Raw genomic sequence first — 18,245 nt, forward strand, 5'->3', positions numbered from 1 at the left:
ATAACACGGGACAAGCGGCCCCGCCCGCACGCCGCGGCGGAGCACGAGGTGAGGACTCGCCACGCATGACCACTCAGGACCCCACCACCAGCACCACCGCGCCGAGCAGCGAGGCCGCGCGGACGGCCATCCGCAAGGCGCGCGGCGCCCTCGCGCGGTACCGGGTCCTCGCGATCATCACCGGTGTGATGCTGCTCATCCTGTGCGTCGAGATGCTCATGAAGTACGTCTTCGGCGTCAGTGACGACATCATGCGGTACCTCCTGTGGATCCCCTTCGCGCACGGCTGGATCTACGTCGTCTACCTCGTGACGGTCCTGGACCTGTGGACCAAGATGCGCTGGGGCTGGGGCCGCCTCGCCACGATGGTCTTCGCGGGCGTCGTGCCGGTCATGTCGTTCGTCCTCGAGAAGAAGGTGCACGCGGAGGCCGAGGCGAAGCTCGCCGGCCTGGAGGAGCGGTACGCCGCGTGAGCACGACGGCACCGCACGCGGCCCCGTTGGCCCCGCTCGTCGAGCCCGGCCGTGAGCTGACGACGGCCGAGCTGGAGCGCTACGCGCGTCACCTGTCGCTTCCGGGTGTCGGGCCGGAGGGCCAGCGACGCCTCGCAGAGGCCCGGGTCCTCGTGGTCGGGGCCGGAGGTCTCGGCAGCCCGGCGCTGCTCTACCTGGCCGCCGCGGGCGTCGGCACGATCGGGATCGTCGACGACGACGTCGTCGACACCTCCAACCTCCAGCGCCAGGTGATCCACGGCGGACCGGACGTCGGTCGTCGCAAGGTCGACTCCGCGCGCGACACGATCGCGGACGTCAACCCGCACGTGCGGGTCGTCGAGCACGCGGTGCGTCTCGACGCCGACAACGCGCTCGACGTGCTCCGCGGCTACGACGTCGTCCTCGACGGCGCCGACAACTTCCCCACGCGCTACCTCGTCTCGGACGCGGCCGAGGTGCTCGGCCTGCCCGTGGTCTGGGGCTCGATCTACCGCTTCCAGGGCCAGGTCAGCGTGTTCTGGGGACGTCCCCGGTACGCCTCGCCCGTGCCCGACGGCGCCGCCCCCTCGGGTGGTGGCCTCGCCGTGGGTGACGCCCCGGCCCCGGTGACCGGACCGGGTGACGCCGACGCCCGGGGCGTGACGTACCGCGACGTCTTCCCCGTCCCGCCGCCTCCCGGCGCGGCGCCCGACTGCGCGACGGGCGGGGTGCTCGGCGCGATGTGCGGCACCGTCGGCTCGGTCATGGCGACGGAGGCGATCAAGCTCGTCACGGGCGCGGGCACGACGCTGCTCGGCCGGCTCGCCGTGTACGACGCGCTCGACCTCACGTGGCGCCAGCTCACCGTCCGCCCGGATCCCACGCGCGAGCCCGTGTCGGAGCTCCTCGTCGGCGACGACGCCTACGCGGCGTTCTGCGGCCTCGCCCCGGCGGCCGCCGCGTCAGGCTCGACCGCCGCGACAGCTGCGGACGGCGCGAGGACCACGAGCGGCACGACGACGAGCGGCGCGACGACGAACCGTGCGACGACTGACGGCACGGCGACAACGGATGACGAGCCTGCGGCGTCGGGCCCGGACGTGCCGGTCGAGGTGAGCGCGCGCGAGGCGGCGACCCTCCTGGCGTCCGACGGGGCCGCACCGGCGGCGTACCTGCTCGACGTGCGCGAGGACTGGGAGGCGCAGATGCGCCCGGTCCCGGGCGCGACGCTCGTCCCGAGCGGCAGCTTCCTCGGCGGTTCCCCGGGGGCGCCGGACACCGCGGCACGCGCCGCCCTCGCCGACCTCCCGACCGACCGGCCCGTCGTCGTCGTGTGCGCGATGGGTGCGCGGTCGGCCCGCGTGGCCGACGTCGCGCGCGCCGCGGGCGTCGACGCCCGCTCCGTCGTGGGCGGCGTCCCGGCCCTGCTCCCCGAGCTTGCCGTGAGATAGCGACACCCCGCCCAGATAGCGACGCACGACCCGTCCGAGCGGGGCGCCAGGCCGCAGGTCGCTATCTCGCGACGGCCCGTTCTATCTCGCGGGCGCGGAGGTCACAGCGCGAGGTCGAGGCGGCCCTGCGGCGACGAGCTCGCGAGCGCGCCCTCGCGGCGCGGGATGCGCCCGGCACCGGCAGCGAGGCGCCCCGACTCCACGGCGAGCCGCATCGCGTGGGCCATGCGGACGGGGTCGGCGGCGCGCGTGACCGCGGTGGCGAGCAGCACGCCGTCGCATCCGAGCTCCATCGCGAGCGCGGCATCGGACGCGGTCCCGATCCCCGCGTCGAGGATCACCGGCACGCGCGCCGAGGCCGCGATCGCGTCGATGTTGCGCGGGTTGAGGATGCCCAGCCCGGTGCCGATCGGCGCGCCGAGCGGCATGACGGCCGCGCAGCCGACGTCCTCGAGCCGCCGCGCGACGATCGGGTCGTCGTTGGTGTACGGCAGCACGACGAACCCGTCCCGCACGAGCTGCTCCGCCGCCTCGACGAGCCCGATCGGGTCGGGCAGGAGCGTGACGTCGTCGGCGATCACCTCGAGCTTGACCCACTCGGTCCCGCACGCCTCGCGCGCGAGGTGCGCCGTGAGCACCGCCTCGCGGACCGAGAAGCAGCCCGCGGTGTTGGGCAGGGCCCTGATGCCGAGGCGGTCGAGCAGTCCCCAGATCCCGGCGTCGGCCGGGTCGCCGCCCGCCCGGACCGCGACGCGCCGCATCGCGACGGTCGTCAGCGCGGTCCCGGAGGCGACGAGCGCGTCCTCCAGCGTGAGGAGGTTCGCCGCGCCGCCGGTGCCCATGACGAGCCGCGAGCCGATCGCCGTCCCGGCGACGACCAGGGGGTCGTGCAGCGCGCCGGCCCGTTCCTCGACCCCCGGGTCCGGGGTGCCCGGGGCCGAGGTGCCCGACGCCGCGACGTCCGTCGGCAGGACCGGGTCGGCCGGGTGCGTGGTACCGGTGGCGTGCATGCACATCTCCTTCAGCCGCCCTGGACGGCGGTGACGATCTCGACGCGGTCGCCGGGCGCGACCACGGTGCTCGACCACGTGCCGCGCGGCACGACCGCGTCGTTGATCGCGACGGCGACGCCCTGCGGCGACCCGTCGGTCACGTAGGCCGGGACGAGCGCGGCGACGAGGTCCTCGACGCCGGTGGTCGCGTCGAGCGGGAACTGCTCGCCGTTGACGAGCGCGGTCGGTGCGGGGGTGGGGGACACGAGGGTCATCCTCTCCGGGTGGAAGGGGTCGTCGACGGGGTGCCGTGACGCGCGGTGTAGGTGCCGAACCCCGGGTTGTGTGCGGTTCCAGCCTGTGATCAGCCCATAGCTCGGGGTTCGGCACCGACGGCACCCGGGGTAACGGGGGTACCGATGGCACCCGGGGCAGCGAGGGCACCGACTGCGCGGGCGGGGCGGACCGGGGCGTCGGTGAAGCGGTCGGGATGCGCTGCGGCGAGGGCTGCCGCGGCGTCGGCGGCCAGGGGCTCGCCCGTCAGGCCCGCGACGACGGCCTCGGCGGTGAGCGGCGCGAGCAGGACGCCGTTGCGGCCGTGCCCGGCGGCGACGTGCAGGCCCGGGACGTGCGTGGCGCCGATCAGCGGCAGGTTGTCCGGCGTCGCGGGGCGGGCGCGCGGCGTGACGTCGACGATCGCGGCCTCGTCGATCCCGGGCAGCAGCGCGCGGGCGTCGCGCAGCAGCGCGAACACCCCGCCGGCGGTCGCGCGACGGTCGTCGGGGTTCTCCTCGGTCGTCGCACCGATCACGATCTCGCGATGCCCGGCGTAGCCGTGGCCCTGCCCGTCGGGGACCGGGTCGCGCGGCACGACGTACACGGGCCGACCCTGCACGACGCCGCGCACGACGTGCTCGAGCGCGAGATCAGGCCCCGCGTCGAGACGCAGCGTCTGGCCCTTGACCGGGCGGACCGGCACGACGACGCCCGGCACGCCCGACGCCAGCGCACCGGACTCCCAGCCCGCTGCGAGCACGACGGCACCGGCGCGGTGGAGCCGGCCCGCGTCGTCGTGCACGCCCGTGACCCTCCCCGCCGCGTCGAGCGCGAGGTGGGTGGCCCGGGCGCGCACGACGGCGGAGCCCGGCCCGAGCCTGTGACCCGCACCGGGTGCGGCAGCACCGCGCACTGCGAGCGCTCCGAGCAGCGCGGCGTGCGTCGCACGCGGGTCGACGGCGTGTTCGTGCGGCGCCCACGCGGCGCCCGCGACGCGCTGCCCGAGGTGCGGCTCGCGCCGCCGGGCGTCGGCCAGCGTGAGCTCCTGCGAGTCGAGGCCGTGCGCGGCGTGCAGCGCGAGCACGCGGCGCAGGAGCGCGAGGTCGTCGGTGTCGTACGCGACCGTGAGCGTCCCGGCGGTGCGCAGGCCGACGTCCGTCCCCGTCGCGCGCTCGAGGTCGACGGCGAACCCCGGCCACGCGCGCGCCGCCGCCAGGTGGAGTGTGAGGGCGTCGTCCTCGCCGAAGTCGGCCTCCGTGACGGGTGCCAGCATCCCCGCCGCGGCGTGCGTCGCGCCGTCGCCGGGGGAGGGGTCGAGCACGGTGACGGTCAGGCCCGCGCACGCGGCGCGCCAGGCCACGGCGAGACCCACGATCCCGCCGCCGACGACCACGACGTCGCGCGCGCCGTCGGGCAGGTCGGCCTCTGCGTCCACGGCCAGAGCCGGACGGACGGCGGCGTGCAGGGGGTCCATGTGCGCTCCCTTCGCTGGCATGACCCAGATCAGGTTCGACGGTCGGCTCCTACGCCCTCTCAGCCCCGTGCGGGGCTCCCGTGCTCTCGGCCACAGTACCGGCCGTGGCGGCGCGCCCGCCCCTACACTCCGACGGATGAGCACCGAGACCTCCGTCACCCCGGGCACCGCGGCCCGCGACCGCCTCGCCGCCGCCCGGCTGTACCTGTGCACCGACGCGCGCGAGGAGCGCGGCGACCTCGAGGGCTTCCTGCACGCGGCGCTCGCGGGCGGGGTCGACGTCGTCCAGCTCCGGGACAAGTCGCTCGACGTCGCGCGCGAGCTCGAGCTCCAGGAGCTCGTGGCGCGCGTCGCGGACGAGCACGGCGCGCTGTGGGCGGTCAACGACCGGGCCGACGTCGCGGGCCTGACGGCGGCGCCCGTGGTGCACATGGGGCAGCGCGACCTGCCGGTCGGGGCGGTCCGCTCGCTGCTCGGGGCGACGCCCGTCCTCGGTCGCTCGACGCACTCGGCCGAGCAGGCCGCCGCCGCGGAGGCCGACCCGGAGGTCGACTACTTCTGCGTCGGGCCGTTGTGGGCGACACCGACGAAGCCCGGTCGAGCGGCGGTCGGGCTCGACCTGCTGCGCGACGTCGCCGGGACCCGCCCCACGACGCCGTGGTTCGCCATCGGCGGGATCGACGCCGGGCGGCTGGACGCCGTGCTGGACGCAGGCGCGACGCGCGTCGTCGTGGTGCGGGCGATCACGGAGGCCTCGGACCCCGAGACCGCGGCGCGGGCGCTGCGCGAGCGGATCGAGGAGCGGGCCGGCGCCTGAGGCGGTGTGCCGGACGAGCGCTGCGCGGCGACTATCCTGGACCGGTGACGTCTCCCGCCACCACCCCTGACCACCCCACCACGGCGCAGGTCGCCTCGACGCCGCGCCCTGTGCTCGTCGTCGACTTCGGCGCCCAGTACGCGCAGCTCATCGCGCGCCGCGTGCGCGAGGCCAAGGTGTACTCCGAGATCGTGCCGCACACCTTCACCGTCGAGCAGATGCTCGCGAAGGACCCGGCCGCGATCATCCTGTCCGGGGGGCCGTCGTCGGTCTACGCGGCCGGCGCGCCGTTCGTCGACCCGGCGCTGTTCGAGGCCGGCGTGCCGGTCATGGGCATCTGCTACGGCTTCCAGGCGATGGCCGCGGCGCTCGGCGGCGACGTCGCCCAGACCGGCCAGCGCGAGTACGGCGGCACCGAGGTTTCGGTCTGCGAGGCCGGTGTGCTCCTCGCCGACACCCCCGAGAACCAGACCACGTGGATGAGCCACGGCGACGCGGTGCACCGCGCGCCCGAGGGCTTCGAGGTCCTGGCGACGTCGTCGGGGTCGCCCGTCGCCGCGTTCGAGGACCGGGCGCGTCGGCTGTTCGGCGTGCAGTGGCACCCGGAGGTCAAGCACTCCGCGCACGGGCAGACCGTGCTGGAGCACTTCCTGTACGACGGCGCGGGCCTGGCCCCCGAGTGGACTCCCGGCAACGTCATCGCGGACCAGGTCGCAGCGATCCGCGCCCAGGTCGGCGACGCCCGCGTGATCTGCGGCCTGTCCGGCGGCGTCGACTCGTCCGTCGCGGCCGCGCTCGTGCAGAAGGCCGTCGGCGACCAGCTCACGTGCGTGTTCGTCGACCACGGCCTTCTGCGTGCCGGCGAGGCCGAGCAGGTCGAGCGCGACTTCGTCGCGTCGACGGGCGTCAACCTCGTGGTGGTCGACGCGAAGCAGCGGTTCCTCACCGCGCTCGCGGGCCACAGCGACCCGGAGACCAAGCGCAAGATCATCGGCCGCGAGTTCATCCGCGTGTTCGAGGACGCCGCGCGCGACATCGTCGCCGACGCCGGAGCGCACGGGGAAGAGGTCAAGTTCCTCGTGCAGGGCACGCTCTACCCCGACGTCGTCGAGTCCGGCGGCGGCGAGGGCGCGGCGAACATCAAGAGCCACCACAACGTCGGCGGCCTGCCCGACGACCTGCAGTTCTCGCTCGTCGAGCCGCTGCGCACGCTGTTCAAGGACGAGGTCCGTGCCGTCGGGCTCGAGCTCGGCGTGCCCGAGGAGATCGTCTGGCGCCAGCCCTTCCCCGGCCCCGGGCTCGGCATCCGCATCGTCGGCGAGGTCACGGCCGAGCGTCTCGAGACGCTGCGCGCCGCCGACCAGATCGCGCGCGAGGAGCTCACCAAGGCCGGCCTCGACCGCGAGATCTGGCAGTGCCCCGTCGTGCTGCTGGCCGACGTGCGGTCGGTCGGCGTTCAGGGCGACGGCCGTACCTACGGTCACCCGATCGTGCTGCGTCCGGTGTCCTCCGAGGACGCCATGACGGCGGACTGGACCCGTCTGCCCTACGACGTGCTGTCCGTCATCTCGACGCGCATCACGAACGAGGTGAACGAGGTCAACCGGGTCGTGCTCGACGTCACGAGCAAGCCGCCGGGCACCATCGAGTGGGAGTGATCCCGGCGGCGTCCAGCCGTTCTTCCTACGCCCGTGCCGCGATCTCCGCGGCGCGGGCGTAGGCGTTCTCGACGTCGGCGAGGACGCGAGGCCAGCCCGCCGACGACGGGACGTCGCGGTTGTGCGCGACGATGCGGTCGAGCAGGTCGTCCTCGGTGACCAGGCGGACGAGCGCGTCGGTGAACTCCGCGTCGTCGTCGGCGAGGAGGGCGTCGACGCCGTCGGTGAGCCGCTCCGCGACACCGGACTGAGACCGCGTCACGACGACGAGCCCCGCGGCCTGGCCCTCCAGCGCGGCGATGCCGAACGCCTCCTCGACCGCGGGGGCGGCGAACACGTCGGCACGCGCGTAGAGGCGCTTGAGCTCGGTCGCGGTGAGGCGGCCGGGGAGCGAGACGACGCCGCGCAGGTCGTGCTCGGCGACGAACCGGCGGGCGGTGTCGAGCTCCGGACCGTCGCCCGCGATCGTGGCGTGGAGCGCGCCGTCGGGCACGCGGGCCGCGGCGTCCCGGACGACCTCGAGGAGCGGGAGCACGCGCTTGCGCGGGGCGAAGCGTGTCGCCGCGACGACGTGGACGGCGGACCCCTCCATGCGCTCGCCGCGCTCGGTCCGCGGGATGCGCCACGCGTCGAGGTCGAGCCCGTTGTGCAGGACGGCGACCTCGCCGTGGTCGCCCACGATGCGACGCAGCGGAGCCGCCGTCAGCTCGCTCACGGCAGACCACAGGACGGGCCAGCGCGACCACCGCACGACGCGGTCGAGCGCGGCGAACGCCCGTTCCGCGCCGCCCCAGACCGAGTGGACGGTCAGCACCGCGGGCAGACCCGCCCGGACGACCGTCCGCAGCGACGCCTGCGTGGACGGGGTCAGGACGCCCATGTGCAGGTGCACGACGTCGGGCCTCGCCTCGCGCAGCAGGCGCGCCACGTGGTGGGGGGCGCGGGGATGCACCGGGTAGCCGCCCGGGAACCGGGCCGCGAGGCGGTGCACGGTGACACCCTCGTCGACCTCGGCGGTGACACCGTGCGCGCCCGGACGCGAGGGCGTCGTGCAGATCACCGCGACGTCGTGCCCCGCGGACGCCTGCTGCTGCGCGAGGCGCGCCACCTGGGTCTCGATACCGCCGAGCAGGGGCAGGTAGCAGTCGGTGACGTGGGTGATGCGCACCCCGGAATCCTCCCACCCGGCCTCTCGCCCCGACGACACGCGCACCGACCTGCGGCGACACGCGCCGTCTGCGCGGGCACAACGCGTCCCTGGTCGCTACGGTGGTCTCGAAATGGGTGGTTCGACCGTCCCGCGGCGGCCACGCCTCGCGGGCGGGGGCGCGCCGGACGGGCCAGGTGGGTCCTGACGAAGGAGAAGCGCCACATGTCCAGCACGGTCACCGTCACACCGGCACGAGGGGTCCGGGGCATCGGCCTCGTCTCGATCATCGCCGGCATCGTCCTCATCCTCGCGGGCATCGGCACCTGGATCGTCGTGGCGAACCAGCTGTCGGCCGAGGAGATCACCGTCTCCGACGACGCATCCTTCATGGCGGGGCGGCACGTGAACGGACCGCTCACCGCGTACGCGCAGGCCGAGGTCATCAACAAGCACGCCCTGGAGGCGAGCGGCGGACAGACGTACGCCGAGCTCGACCAGGACGACCCGACGCGGCAGACGGTCATGACGGCGTCGTTCCTCCGGGCCTCGCTGTTCACGTCCGTCGTGGCGTTCGGTGTCGCCGCGCTCGTCGTCGGTCTCGGCATCCTGTTCCTGCTGCTGGGTGTCGCCCTGCGCAAGCTCGCCGGCGGTCCGAGCGTCGCCGTCGAGACCCCGGCGTACAGCTCGGGGGGTGACCTGTCCGGCGTCGGCCGGCACGTCGACCCGGCCTCCGCCCCGGAGGCTCCCGCGTCGCCGACCGCGCCGCCGGTGACGCCGACGACCGTGCCCGACCGGCCCGACCGACCCGCCCGGACCTCCGCCCTCGCGACCCCGGCCGCGGAGGCGCGCGCCGCGGCGGCGGGGAGGACCGAGCCGACCGGCGGCCCGGGCACCGGCTCGCCGTCGGCCCCGGGCGCGAGCCCCGAGGCCTCGCCCCACGACCCCACACCGCCGGTGAACCACTCGACCACGGGCCCGACGCAGTCCCAGCCCCCGTCGCAGACTGCACCCGACGAGCGCCCGGGGGCGCCCACGAGCTGACCAGACGAGCCGGGTGCCGCGGCCTGCCGCCCACCCGGTCGAGACGTCCGTCCGGACGCCGGAGACCCGCTCCTGCTGAGTCGCACCGGGAGGAGCGCGCGGCCCGGTCGTCGCTCGGACGAGCCGAGGGGTCGTGACTAGTACCGTCACGACCCCTCGGCCTTGTCTGTGTCCCGGGTCGTCAGCCCTGCCCGCGCCGCCGCACGCTCGTCACGACGGACCCGACCACGAGGGTCACGCCCGCGACCACGAGCACGACGATCGCCGCGAGGCCGAGGTCGACGTCGGCGCCGAGGGCGGCCGCCAGCACCGCGGCCCCGAGCGCGAAGAGGACGAAGCCCCACACGATCGTCGCGACCCTCGGACCACGCGACGGCTCCCGCCTCGCGGCGGTGTCAGGCACCGAGGCAGACGGGACCGACGGGACCGACGGAGCCGACGGAGCCGACGGAGCAGTGCCTCCCGGTGCGGGCCTCTCGGCCCGCGTCGGCGCCGTGCCCGACCACGGGTCGTCGGTGGGCGGTGTCCCGGCGACCGGGACCCCCTCTCCCAGGGAGGTCGCCGTCGTGGACGTCGGCGCCGTGGACGGCAGCGTCAGGGTGTCGTCCGCTCGTGCGGGGGGCAGCACCTGCGTGTCGTCCGCCGACGTGGGGAGCGGCGTGGTCGCGTCGCCCTCGAACAGCTCGTCGTGGAGCGGGCGCTCGCCCGGTGTGTGCTTCTCGTCGCTCATGAGTCCTCCTCGATCGTGACCTGGCCGGCGCCGACGACGACGTCCAGGACCAGCAGGGGGTCCTCCCCGGCGTCCACCTCGGCGTTCTCGAACGTGACCGGCCGTGTGCTCACGCCGCCGATCTCGCGGTCCTCGCCGTCGACGCGCCACCGGGCGCTGCCGGCGAGGACCTGGACCTCCGCACGCAGGGGGACGTCGTCGGGCACGATCACCGTCACGTCACCGGCGCCCAGCTCGACCGGCACCTCGACCGGGGACGCGCCCGAGGCGTCGGACAGGTCGAGCTGGGACAGGTCGATCGTGGGGTCGCCCCACCGGACCGCGAAGCCCTCCGCGGCGACGTCCGGGTCGACGACGGTGTGGGTGCCGTCCGAGACGGTGCGTGCGTCCCCGGTGAGGACCAGCTCGGGCGAACCCTCCTGCCACACCGCCGTCGGCACACCGACCAGGAGGGCGAGGACGGCCAGCCAGCCGAGCGACCCGCTCGTGCGGCCCCGCAGGCCGCTGACCACGATCGCGAGACCGGCGAGCACGACCGACCCGCCGAGCCACGTGAGGAACACGGGCCAGGCCAGGTCGCCCTGACGCTCGACCATGAGCAGGAGGGCGCCGAGCAGCAGGCTCAGCCCGACGACGATCCCCACCGTCGCGGAGCCGGGGCCCCGCGGTCGGCGCGGCTTCGGGGGGCGAGGCGTCGGCGGGACCGGCGGAGCAGGAGGGCGGGGCGCCGTGCCCCCCGCCCACGCGGGCACAGGGCCCGCGGGCGACGGCGGGACGCTCGTCGCAGTGGCACCCGTCGCCGTGGCGCCCGTCGCGGGCGCAGCGGCGTACGGGCTGGCGTGCGCCGTCCAGGTGGCCTCGGTCGCCTGGTCCGCCGTGCGCGCGTCCCCACCCGTCGTCGGCTGGGCGGTCACCGGGCCCGGGGACCCCCACGGCGCGTCGGCCGGGCCGTACCCGGTCGCGGGTGCGCCGGGGACGGGACCGGGCGTCGTCGGACCCGCGGGGCCGGACCAGCCGGGACCGCTCTGCGGTCCGGACCAGCCGGTGCCGGGACCGCCCCGCGTGCCGTCACGGCGCAGGACGGAGACCGCCACCACGGCCACGACGACGATCGCCGCGACCCAGAACAGGCCCGTCAGCCACCCGAGGTGCAGGTAGTCCCACCAGGACCACCAGCCGCCGCCCCACGACAGACCGACGACGACCGCCGCGATCGCGCCGAGCATCGCCACGTCGAAGTTGCCGCGCACGGCCTCCTGCAGGTGGATCCGTCCGTCGCGTCGCTCGGGCAGGAGCGCCCACGCCGCGCCGTACAGGACCAGGCCCGCACCGGAGAGGAAGAAGGTGACGAAGAGGATGCCGCGCACCAGCAGGGGGTCGATGCCGAAGCGCTCCGCGACGCCGGCCGCGACGCCGCCGACCCAGCGGTCGTCCGACCGTGCGATGCCGATGCGGCGCACGCCGTCGAAGAACCCGTCGGCGCCCGCTCCGGGCTTCCTGCTCGGCGCGAAGGGTGTCGACGGCGGCGCCTGGGTGCCCGGTCCGGCGGCCGGCGCCGGTCCACCGGACGTGGTGGGGCCGCCGTCGGGACCGGACCCGGCCGACGGGCCGGAGCCGCCGCCGGGCGGCTCGGGGGGGAAGGGCGTTGTACTCATGCGTCCATGCTCGTCGCCGCGGAGGCGCCGGGGTATCGGGAGGCACCCTGACCCGACCCTGAAACCCCGCCCGCCCGCACCCTGGTTCGGGCCCCGGACGGCGCCCAGGGGCCCCGCGACGTGTGACGATCGGGGGGTGACACCTCGAACCGGCGATCCTGCCGCCGCCCGCACCGGGTACGCGGTGCTGCCCCTGCGACGCCCCGAGCGCGGCCGCTGGGTCGGCGGGGTGTGCGCCGGGATCGCCGCGCACCTCGGCGTCCCCGTCGGGCCCGTGCGGCTCGTGATGGGCCTGCTGGGCCTCGCGGGAGGCGCGGGCATCGCGCTGTACGTCTTCTGGTGGCTCACCATCCCGACCGGCGACCCCCGCACGGCGCGCGACGAGCAGCGACCGGCGTCGCTCTCGCGCCTCGCGCCGCGCCTGCAGGGCCGGGTCTCGCGGATGCCGGTGCGGGACGTCGCGATCGGCGTCGTGCTGCTCGGTGGCGCCGGTCTCCTGGTTGCCCTGCGCAACGGCGTCGACATCGAGGTCTCGTGGGTCATCCCCGTGCTCATCGCGCTCGCGGGCGCGGCGCTCGCGTGGAGCCAGCTCGACGCCGCGGAGCGCGGACGGCTCGTGAGCCGCGCGGGTGGACGCACGCCGGCCGGTGTCGTGCGCATCGCGGGCGGTGTCGTGCTCGTGCTCGTGGGGATCGTGCTGCTCGTCGGGCAGGACGCGAGGCCGTCGTCGATCGTGCGGGCCGCGGTCGCGTCCGTCGCGGTGCTCGGCGGTGTCGCGATCGTGCTCGCGCCGTGGTGGCTGCGCCTCGTGCGCGAGCTGGGCGACGAGCGCGCCGCACGCGCCCGGGAGGCCGAGCGCGCCGACATCGCGGCGCACCTGCACGACTCGGTGCTCCAGACGCTCGCGCTCATCCGGGCGCGGGCGACCGACGCCGACACCGTCGCCCGCCTCGCGCGCGCCCAGGAGCGCGAGCTGCGCGAGTGGCTCTACGACGACCGGCCGTCGCCGGGGACGTCGCTCGCCGCCGAGCTGCGCGCGCTCGTCGCCGAGGTCGAGGACGAGCGCGTGGGGCGTCGGGCCGAAGCCCTCGGGTCGCCCGGATCGGGAGCGCCTGACGGGTCCGGCGGCTCTGCCGGGTCGGCCGACGCGGCCGGGCCGGTCGTGGTGGACCTCGTCGTCGTGGGGGACTGCGTGCCCACGCAGGAGACCGCGGCGCTGCTCCAGGCGACGCGCGAGGCGCTCGTCAACGCCGTCGCGCACGGTGCGCCGCCGTACTCGGTCTATCTCGAGGTGAGCGCGTCGGCGGTGGAGGTGTTCGTCCGCGACCGCGGGAACGGATTCCGCATGCAGGACGTCGCGCCGGACCGGTTCGGGGTGCGCGAGTCCATCCTCGGCCGGGTCCAGCGCCGCGGCGGCACGGCCGAGATCATCAGTCGTCCCGACTGGGGGACGGAAGTACGGTTGCGGGTGCCGCGCGGCGCCGTCCCGGAACCGGCTGCGGCACCCGCCCAGGAGAGCCTCGAGGAGACGACGTGACGACGATCCCCAGCCCGGCCGCCCCGGGCACCGCCGGGAGCGGCCCGGTGCCCGTCGTCCTGGTCGACGACCACCACATGTTCCGCGCCGGTGTGCGCGCGAGCCTCGACCCGGCGCTCGTCGCGGTCGTCGGCGAGGCGGACTCGGTGGACTCGGCCGTCGAGCGCGTGCACGCGCTGCGCCCGCCCGTGGTCCTGCTCGACGTGCACCTGCCCGGCGGGAACGGCGGTGGGGGAGCGGAGGTGATCCAGCGCTGCGCGGACGTGCTCGCGGACGTGCGGTTCCTCGCCCTGTCGGTGTCCGACGCCGCGGAGGACGTCGTCGCCGTGATCCGCGCCGGCGCGCGGGGATACGTGACGAAGGCGATCTCCGGGCCCGACCTGTCCGCCGCGGTCGCGCAGGTCGCGGGAGGGGACGCGGTGTTCTCGCCGCGGCTCGCCGGGTTCGTGCTCGACGCGTTCGGGACCGGAGCGGGCGACGTCGCCGTGCGCGACGACGAGCTCGACCGTCTGTCCGCACGCGAGCAGGAGGTCATGCGGCTCATCGCGCGCGGGTACACCTACCGCGAGGTCGCGTCGGAGCTCTTCATCTCGATCAAGACCGTCGAGACCCACGTGTCCGCTGTGCTCCGCAAGCTCCAGCTCTCGTCGCGCCACGAGCTGACGCGCTGGGCCGCGCAGCGCCGCCTCCTCTAGGCGAACGGCCGACCGTGCGCGATCGGCGCGGCTCGCGACCTCCGGACCCCGCGGCCGCGGCCCCTCGGTCCGGGGGAGATCCCCGCTCGGGGGCGGGCGGTCGCGGCGTAGTCTTCTGGCCGTGACGTCGAGGCCCGGAAGGACGCGCATCCGCCGGCGAGTCGTGGGGGACACGAAGGCCGCGTGGCGAGCGGCGTGGAAGACCACCTTGGTTGGACTGGTGGTGACGGCGATGCCGACACTCATCCCCGGAGCATGGGCCTTCGCTCAGGCGACGCGAGAGACGCGTTCACGCGGGGGCTTCGAGTACGGAGACCCGTTCCCCTGGTGGTTCGTGGTGCTGATCGTCGTCGCGGGATGGCTCATGCTTCTCGCCATCGGTCAACGATGGGCGCTGTACCGCGCGCTCCGGGCGGACGACCGCCGGGTCACGGCGCTGAACCGAGCGCGCGCCGCCAGTCACGTGGAGCCGGTCGGTGAAAGGACTAGGCCGAGTCGTCCGTCCAGGCGGGGGAGAGGCGCACGACGTCGCCCACGACCGTGACGGCCGGCGGGCGGACGCCGGCCTCGCGCGCGCGATCGGCGATCGTCGCGAGCGTGCCGACGGTGGTGCGCTGGCGCGGGCCGTACCCGTCCTCGACGACGGCGACCGGCGTCTCGGGAGAGCGGCCCTGCGCGACGAGCGCGTCCGCCGTCTCCGCCAGGCGGGACACGCCCATGAGCAGCACGACCGTGTGGTCGGTCGCGGCGGGGACCTTGCCGACGTCCTCGTGCCCGGTGAGCACCGTGAACCCGCGCGAGACGCCTCGGTGCGTCACCGGGATCCCGGCGGCGGCGGGGACGGACACCGCGCTCGTCACGCCCGGCACGACCTCGACCGGGATACCGTGCTCGCGGCACACGTCGAGCTCCTCGCCGCCGCGGCCGAACACGTAGGGGTCGCCGCCCTTGAGCCGCACGACGCGACGCCCGACGAGCGCGTGGTGCACGAGGATCGCGTTGATCTCCGACTGCGGGACCGGGTGGTGGCCCGGCGTCTTGCCGACGTCCACGACGACGACGTCCTCGCCGAGCTCGTCCAGCAGGCCGCGCGGCCCGAGCCGGTCCACGACGACGACGTCCGCCTCCGCGAGCAGGCGCCGACCCCGCACGGAGATGAGCCCGAGGTCGCCCGGGCCGCCACCGACGAGGGCGACGGAGCCCACGGGGCGGACGAGCGGCGTCGTGACCGGGCCCGCGCTCGCGAGGAGGGAGTCGGCCGTGCTTGTGCTCGCCGCACCGGTCGGTGCGGGGACGCTCCGGCGCACGCCCCGCAGCGGCAGCTCGCCCGTGTCGAGGAGCGCTGCCACCGCGTCCCGGACGCGCTGCGCCCGCCGCGGGTCGCGCCCGGCGTTCACCGCGACGGTCACCTCGGCGTCGGGTCCGACGTCGCCCGTCGACCCGGCGGGGCCGAGAGCGCCGGGGACGCGCGTGCGCGCGACGGCCGGGACCCACGCCGTGCCGAGCTCCGCGTCGCCCGCGGTGACGCAGAAGACCCGGTCGGCCTCGGCGTCGGCCGCCACGAGCGCATCGACCTCGCGGTCGCCCGTCGCGGTGTGGACCAGCCACGCGCCGTCGAGGTCGCCCGTGAGGTAGTCGCGACGCACCCACCGCACGTGCTGCTCCTCGACGAGAGCGCTCAGGTCCTCGCACACGAACGGCGCCACGACCTGGACCCTCGCCCCGGCGTCGACCAGGCCCCGCGCCCGGCGGGCCGCGACCGGACCGCCCCCGACGACCACGGTGAGCCGGCCCGCGACGCGCAGGCCGAGCGGGTAACTCTCGTGGTGCGACGCAGCAACAACGTCACGGCCGTCACGGCCGTCGGCGCCGGTGGCGCGGGTCCTGGTCATGGCGTCCTCAGATCGTGTACGCGGCGGGCCGCTCGGCCGGTCGGCGCACGGCGGCGAGCGCGTCGCCGACCATGCCGGCGGCGAGCGTGCCGCCGTCCTGGGCGTCGACCAGGAGGAACGCGCCCGTGCGGCGTGCGATGACGTACTCCTCGGCCGCGATCGGCGACGCGAGACGCAGCGTCACGCGCCCGATGTCGTTGAGCTCGAGCCGCTCGGCGGGCTCCAGCTCGGCGGAGTCGAGGTCGAGGCGCCCGACGACGTCGCGCACCACGGCCTGCACCGTGCGGGTCGTGTGCTTGAGCAGCACGCGCGACCCCGGCAGGAGCGGGCGGTCGGCCAGCCACGCGACCGTGCCCTCGACGTCCTGCGTGACGTCGGGCGCGTCGGCCGCGGTGGCGATCAGGTCCCCGCGCGCGACGTCGACGTCGTCGGTCAGGCGGATCGTCACGGACTGCGGTGCGAACGCCTCCGTGAGCTCCTCGCCGCTCGCGAGCGAGTCCGCGGTGTCGATCCCCGCAACCGTCGTGCGGCGGCCCGAGGGCAGCACGACGACCTCGTCCCCGACGCGCACGACCCCGGACGCGACCTGCCCCGCGTACCCGCGGTAGTCGCGGTACCGGTCGGCGTCCTCGGAACCGGCGAGGCCCGTCTGCGGTCGGATGACCACCTGCACGGGGAACCGGAAGGACTCCGTGTCGGGGTCGTCGCCCGTGGGGAGGGACTCGAGCAGCTCGAGCAGGCTCGGGCCGTCGTACCAGGGGGTGTTCGGGCTGCCGTGCTCCACGACGTTGTCGCCGACGAGCGCGGACACCGGCAGGGTGTGCACGTCCGCGACACCGAGCGCCGCCGCCGCCGCGCGGATGTCGGCGGCCAGCTCGTCGTAGCGCTCACGCGAGTAGTCGACCAGGTCGATCTTGTTCACCGCGACGACGACGTGCGGCACGCGCAGCAGGCTCGTCACCGCGAGGTGGCGGCGCGTCTGCTCGAGCAGGCCCTTGCGGGCGTCGATGAGCAGCACGACGACGTCGGCCGTCGACGCGCCGGTCACGGTGTTGCGCGTGTACTGCACGTGCCCGGGGCAGTCGGCGAGGATGAACGAGCGCCGGGCCGTGGCGAAGTACCGGTACGCGACGTCGATGGTGATGCCCTGCTCGCGCTCGGCGCGCAGGCCGTCGGTGAGGAGCGCGAGGTCCGCGGTCTCCAGCCCGCGGTCGCGCGAGACGCGCTCGACGGCGTCGAGCTGGTCCGCGAGGACGGACTTGGAGTCGTAGAGCAGGCGCCCGACGAGCGTGGACTTGCCGTCGTCGACGGAGCCCGCGGTCGCGAGGCGCAGCAGCGTCCCGCGGCGGTCGTCGTCGAGCGCGAGCGCGCCGTCAGCAGAGGCCTCGGCCGTGGGCGTCGGGTGCGTGGTGTGGGCGCCCATCAGAAGTACCCCTCCTTCTTGCGGTCTTCCATGGCGGCCTCGGAGAGGCGGTCGTCGGCGCGGGTCGCGCCGCGCTCGGTGATGCGCGTGGCCGCGACCTCGGCGATGACGTCCTCGACGCCCGTCGCGTCCGAGCGCACCGCGCCCGTGCACGACATGTCGCCCACGGTCCGGTACCGCACCGTCTCGGTGCGGAGCGACGCGGCCTCGGCGTCGGTGCGCGGGAGCGAGTACGGCCCGACGGCGAGCAGCATGCCGTCGCGGTCGAACACCTCGCGCTCGTGCGCGTAGTAGAGCTCGGGCAGCTGGATGTTCTCTCGCGCGATGTAGCGCCACACGTCGAGCTCGGTCCAGTTCGACAGCGGGAACACGCGCACGTGCTCGCCCGGGCGGTGGCGGCCGTTGTACAGGTTCCACAGCTCGGGGCGCTGGTTGCGCGGGTCCCACTGGCCGAACTCGTCGCGCAGGGAGAACACGCGCTCCTTCGCGCGCGCCTTCTCCTCGTCGCGTCGCCCGCCTCCGAACACGGCGTCGAACTTGTGACCCGTGATCGCGTCGAGCAGCGGCTGGGTCTGCAGCGGGTTGCGCGTGCCGTCGGCGCGCTCGCGCAGGCGTCCGTCGTCGAGGTAGTCCTGCACGCTCGCGACCTCGAGCCGCAGGCGCAGGCGCTCGGCGGTGGCGTCGCGGTAGGCGAGCACCTCGGGGAAGTTGTGCCCCGTGTCGACGTGCAGCACGGGGAACGGCACCGGGCCGGGCGCGAACGCCTTGACCGCGAGGTGCAGCATCACCACGGAGTCCTTGCCCCCGCTGAACAGCAGCACGGGACGCTCGAACTCGGCCACCACCTCGCGGATGATGTGGATGCCCTCGCTCTCCAGCGCGTCCAGCTGGGTGAGCCGCCGAGCCCCGGGCAGCGCGGCGCCGGGGAGCCCGGTGTCGACACCGGTCGGGTCGGTCGTCAGGTCGATGGTCGTCATGCCC

General features: G+C 75.4%; 16 protein-coding genes and 1 riboswitch. Of the genes, 7 read left to right on the forward strand and 9 right to left on the reverse strand.

Features of this window, described 5'->3' with window-relative positions; all coding sequences use genetic code 11:
• The first annotated feature begins 65 nt into the window (after positions 1-65).
• On the forward strand, positions 66-473 hold the full coding sequence (locus V5D56_RS09805; protein WP_435738821.1) for a DUF3817 domain-containing protein: 408 nt from the start codon (positions 66-68) through the stop codon (positions 471-473).
• Entirely contained in the window at positions 470-1,924 is a 1,455-nt protein-coding gene (locus tag V5D56_RS09810; RefSeq protein ID WP_435738822.1) for a ThiF family adenylyltransferase, read from the forward strand. The genes V5D56_RS09805 and V5D56_RS09810 overlap by 4 nt, the downstream gene beginning before the upstream one ends.
• Positions 1,925-2,025: 101 nt before the next feature.
• On the opposite strand, the gene V5D56_RS09815 is transcribed toward V5D56_RS09810, so the two are convergent.
• From V5D56_RS09815 to thiO, 3 genes are all read right to left on the reverse strand, one after another.
• Positions 2,026-2,934, reverse strand: a complete 909-nt coding sequence (locus tag V5D56_RS09815) for a thiazole synthase (protein ID WP_435738823.1) — start codon at positions 2,932-2,934, stop codon at positions 2,026-2,028.
• Between the two features lie 11 nt (positions 2,935-2,945).
• Positions 2,946-3,182, reverse strand: a complete 237-nt coding sequence (thiS, locus tag V5D56_RS09820) for a sulfur carrier protein ThiS (RefSeq protein ID WP_435738824.1) — start codon at positions 3,180-3,182, stop codon at positions 2,946-2,948.
• Between the two features lie 98 nt (positions 3,183-3,280).
• A complete protein-coding gene (gene thiO / locus V5D56_RS09825; RefSeq protein ID WP_435738825.1) occupies positions 3,281-4,666 on the reverse strand; it encodes a glycine oxidase ThiO in 1,386 nt (461 codons plus the stop codon).
• Positions 4,656-4,758, reverse strand: a riboswitch (TPP riboswitch). Its footprint overlaps the gene before it by 11 nt.
• A gap of 44 nt (positions 4,759-4,802) precedes the next feature.
• On the opposite strand from thiO, the gene thiE reads away from it, so the two are divergent.
• Both thiE and guaA read left to right on the forward strand, forming a co-directional pair.
• The gene (gene thiE, locus V5D56_RS09830) at positions 4,803-5,483 is read left to right on the forward strand and encodes a thiamine phosphate synthase (RefSeq protein ID WP_435738826.1); all 681 of its coding nucleotides are present in this window, start codon (positions 4,803-4,805) and stop codon (positions 5,481-5,483) included.
• Positions 5,484-5,527: 44 nt separating this feature from the next.
• The gene (gene guaA / locus V5D56_RS09835; RefSeq protein ID WP_435738827.1) at positions 5,528-7,141 is read left to right on the forward strand and encodes a glutamine-hydrolyzing GMP synthase; all 1,614 of its coding nucleotides are present in this window, start codon (positions 5,528-5,530) and stop codon (positions 7,139-7,141) included.
• 25 nt (positions 7,142-7,166) lie between these two features.
• On the opposite strand, the gene V5D56_RS09840 is transcribed toward guaA, so the two are convergent.
• Positions 7,167-8,309, reverse strand: coding sequence for a glycosyltransferase family 4 protein (locus V5D56_RS09840; RefSeq protein WP_435738828.1), 1,143 nt, complete (start codon positions 8,307-8,309; stop codon positions 7,167-7,169).
• Between the two features lie 204 nt (positions 8,310-8,513).
• Between V5D56_RS09840 and V5D56_RS09845 the strand changes: the two genes are divergently transcribed.
• On the forward strand, positions 8,514-9,332 hold the full coding sequence (locus V5D56_RS09845) for a hypothetical protein (RefSeq protein ID WP_435738829.1): 819 nt from the start codon (positions 8,514-8,516) through the stop codon (positions 9,330-9,332).
• Between the two features lie 181 nt (positions 9,333-9,513).
• On the opposite strand, the gene V5D56_RS09850 is transcribed toward V5D56_RS09845, so the two are convergent.
• Together V5D56_RS09850 and V5D56_RS09855 are read right to left on the reverse strand one after the other, a co-directional pair.
• Positions 9,514-10,062: a hypothetical protein gene (locus V5D56_RS09850; protein WP_435738830.1), complete on the reverse strand. Its 549-nt coding sequence runs from the start codon at positions 10,060-10,062 to the stop codon at positions 9,514-9,516.
• Positions 10,059-11,717: a PspC domain-containing protein gene (locus V5D56_RS09855; protein WP_435738831.1), complete on the reverse strand. Its 1,659-nt coding sequence runs from the start codon at positions 11,715-11,717 to the stop codon at positions 10,059-10,061. Before V5D56_RS09855 ends, V5D56_RS09850 begins: the two co-directional genes overlap by 4 nt.
• 136 nt (positions 11,718-11,853) lie before the next feature.
• Between V5D56_RS09855 and V5D56_RS09860 the strand changes: the two genes are divergently transcribed.
• The gene (locus V5D56_RS09860) at positions 11,854-13,254 is read left to right on the forward strand and encodes a PspC domain-containing protein (RefSeq protein ID WP_435738832.1); all 1,401 of its coding nucleotides are present in this window, start codon (positions 11,854-11,856) and stop codon (positions 13,252-13,254) included.
• A 77-nt stretch (positions 13,255-13,331) separates the two neighbouring features.
• Positions 13,332-13,949, forward strand: coding sequence for a LuxR C-terminal-related transcriptional regulator (locus V5D56_RS09865; RefSeq protein WP_435738995.1), 618 nt, complete (start codon positions 13,332-13,334; stop codon positions 13,947-13,949).
• Positions 13,950-14,434: 485 nt separating this feature from the next.
• Here the strand turns inward: V5D56_RS09865 and cobA are convergent, their stop codons facing one another.
• The 3 genes from cobA to cysD are packed head-to-tail and all read right to left on the reverse strand — an operon-like array spanning position 14,435 to position 18,241.
• On the reverse strand, positions 14,435-15,841 hold the full coding sequence (gene cobA, locus V5D56_RS09870; protein ID WP_435738833.1) for a uroporphyrinogen-III C-methyltransferase: 1,407 nt from the start codon (positions 15,839-15,841) through the stop codon (positions 14,435-14,437).
• 7 nt (positions 15,842-15,848) lie between these two features.
• On the reverse strand, positions 15,849-17,264 hold the full coding sequence (locus V5D56_RS09875; protein ID WP_435738834.1) for a sulfate adenylyltransferase subunit 1: 1,416 nt from the start codon (positions 17,262-17,264) through the stop codon (positions 15,849-15,851).
• On the reverse strand, positions 17,264-18,241 hold the full coding sequence (gene cysD / locus V5D56_RS09880) for a sulfate adenylyltransferase subunit CysD (RefSeq protein WP_435738835.1): 978 nt from the start codon (positions 18,239-18,241) through the stop codon (positions 17,264-17,266). Before cysD ends, V5D56_RS09875 begins: the two co-directional genes overlap by 1 nt.
• Positions 18,242-18,245: the final 4 nt, after the last annotated feature.

The organism is Cellulosimicrobium sp. PMB13, assembly GCF_051294865.1.
In the GTDB taxonomy this organism is placed as follows: domain Bacteria; phylum Actinomycetota; class Actinomycetes; order Actinomycetales; family Cellulomonadaceae; genus Cellulosimicrobium.

What these genes read in the sequence shown, in the direction of transcription:
- thiE (WP_435738826.1), top strand. Translation starts at nt 4,803, where the DNA reads ATGAGCACCGAGACCTCCGTCACCCCGGGCACCGCGGCCCGCGACCGC.
- thiO (WP_435738825.1), bottom strand. Translation starts at nt 4,666, where the DNA reads ATGGACCCCCTGCACGCCGCCGTCCGTCCGGCTCTGGCCGTGGACGCA.
- V5D56_RS09845 (WP_435738829.1), top strand. Translation starts at nt 8,514, where the DNA reads ATGTCCAGCACGGTCACCGTCACACCGGCACGAGGGGTCCGGGGCATC.
- cysD (WP_435738835.1), bottom strand. Translation starts at nt 18,241, where the DNA reads ATGACGACCATCGACCTGACGACCGACCCGACCGGTGTCGACACCGGG.
- cobA (WP_435738833.1), bottom strand. Translation starts at nt 15,841, where the DNA reads ATGACCAGGACCCGCGCCACCGGCGCCGACGGCCGTGACGGCCGTGAC.
- V5D56_RS09855 (WP_435738831.1), bottom strand. Translation starts at nt 11,717, where the DNA reads ATGAGTACAACGCCCTTCCCCCCCGAGCCGCCCGGCGGCGGCTCCGGC.
- V5D56_RS09805 (WP_435738821.1), top strand. Translation starts at nt 66, where the DNA reads ATGACCACTCAGGACCCCACCACCAGCACCACCGCGCCGAGCAGCGAG.
- V5D56_RS09850 (WP_435738830.1), bottom strand. Translation starts at nt 10,062, where the DNA reads ATGAGCGACGAGAAGCACACACCGGGCGAGCGCCCGCTCCACGACGAG.
- V5D56_RS09815 (WP_435738823.1), bottom strand. Translation starts at nt 2,934, where the DNA reads ATGCACGCCACCGGTACCACGCACCCGGCCGACCCGGTCCTGCCGACG.
- V5D56_RS09865 (WP_435738995.1), top strand. Translation starts at nt 13,332, where the DNA reads ATGTTCCGCGCCGGTGTGCGCGCGAGCCTCGACCCGGCGCTCGTCGCG.
- V5D56_RS09875 (WP_435738834.1), bottom strand. Translation starts at nt 17,264, where the DNA reads ATGGGCGCCCACACCACGCACCCGACGCCCACGGCCGAGGCCTCTGCT.